General features: G+C 50.6%; 1 protein-coding gene. It reads left to right on the plus strand.

Going from position 1 to position 1,444, the window contains the following annotated elements; translation table 11 throughout:
- Nucleotides 1–1,424: IS5 family transposase (locus tag SIN01_RS14700; RefSeq protein ID WP_141306173.1), on the plus strand; the 1,424-nt coding region annotated here is incomplete at its 5' end.
- Nucleotides 1,425–1,444: the final 20 nt, after the last annotated feature.

Genomic DNA, 1,444 nt, shown 5'->3' on the forward strand with positions numbered 1-1,444 from the left:
TCATTCCCTGGTGGAAAGTTGAGGAACACTATGCCGCTACCTTCAAAAAAGCCACGGCGAAGGGAACCAAGCCCTTTTCGGCCCGTTTGGCTTTGGGTGCTCTGATTATCCAGCAGCGCCAGGGCACCTCCGACCGGGAAACGGTGCTGCAGATCACTGAAAATCCATACATGCAGTACTTTCTCGGGCTACCTGCCTTTCAACAACGGCCGCCTTTTCACCACTCGATGATGACTCGCTTTCGGAAACGTCTGAAGAAACGAGACATCAACCAAATCAATGAATGGCTCGTTCTACAGGATCAAAAGGCTACTCAAGCGGCAGAAGGAGCCGATCAAGAGAACGAGCATAACGATCACCAGGACCCGAAGCCGCCTATCGATTCAACCCGAAAAACCAATACACCGGCGCCTTCATCGGCCAAGGAACAGAAGGAATCAGAGAACAAGGGCAAACTGCTCCTGGATGCGACCTGCACACCGGCGGATATTGCCTACCCCACCGATGTCTCCCTGCTCGATCAAACGCGTCGGAAGCTGGAAATGATCATTGATGTGCTTTATCAACCGCTTCGGAAACGGATGAGGATCAAGCCGAGAACGTATCGAAAGAAGGCACATCGTGCCTATTTGTCGATTGCCAAACAACGCCGCCCAGGAGCGGTGAAACGGCGTAAAGCCGTGAAACAACAGTTGGATTTTGTGAAAAGGGATCTCAAAACGATTGAAAAGCTCGCGACGAAGACGCCACTGACTCAACTTCCCGCTGATCTTTACCGTTATCTGCTTGTGGCTCATGAATGTTACCGTCAGCAGGATTGGATGTACCGACATCATGAGGATCGCATCGACGACCGAATCGTCAGCCTGTCCCAGCCCCATGTGCGTCCGATCGTTCGGGGCAAGGCCCGGGCTCGTGTCGAATTCGGAGCGAAGGTCGCGATCAGTCTCGTCAACGGAGACGCCTTGATTGAAGAACTGAGTTGGGATAACTTCAATGAAGGCACAACCCTTCAGACTTCTGTTGAAACGTACCGACGCCACTATGGTTTTTATCCGGAAGCCGTTTTGGCGGACACACTCTATCGGAACCGAAAAAATCTAAACTACTGCAAGCTCCATCACATCCGACTTAGTGGGCCGAGATTGGGCCGCAAGCCGAAGGATAAACAGGTTCAAAAAACAGAACGACAAACGGATCGTCGGGATTTCAAAGGGCGCATCCCAATTGAGGGAAAGTTTGGCGAAGGCAAGCGCCGTTTTGGCCTAAATCGAATTCGCACGATGTTGCGTGAATCCAGTGAAACAGCGATTGCACTCAAATTTTTGGTCATGAACCTGGAGAGACGCCTTAGGGCTTCTCTGCGCTTTTTTTGCTTTTTCAGGAACATACGATCCCTTTTCTTTGTGCACTCCATGACTTAAAGATTAAATTGACTAGAAAA

This window comes from Sporolactobacillus inulinus (assembly GCF_006539285.1).
In the GTDB taxonomy this organism is placed as follows: Bacteria; Bacillota; Bacilli; order Bacillales; family Sporolactobacillaceae; genus Sporolactobacillus; species Sporolactobacillus inulinus.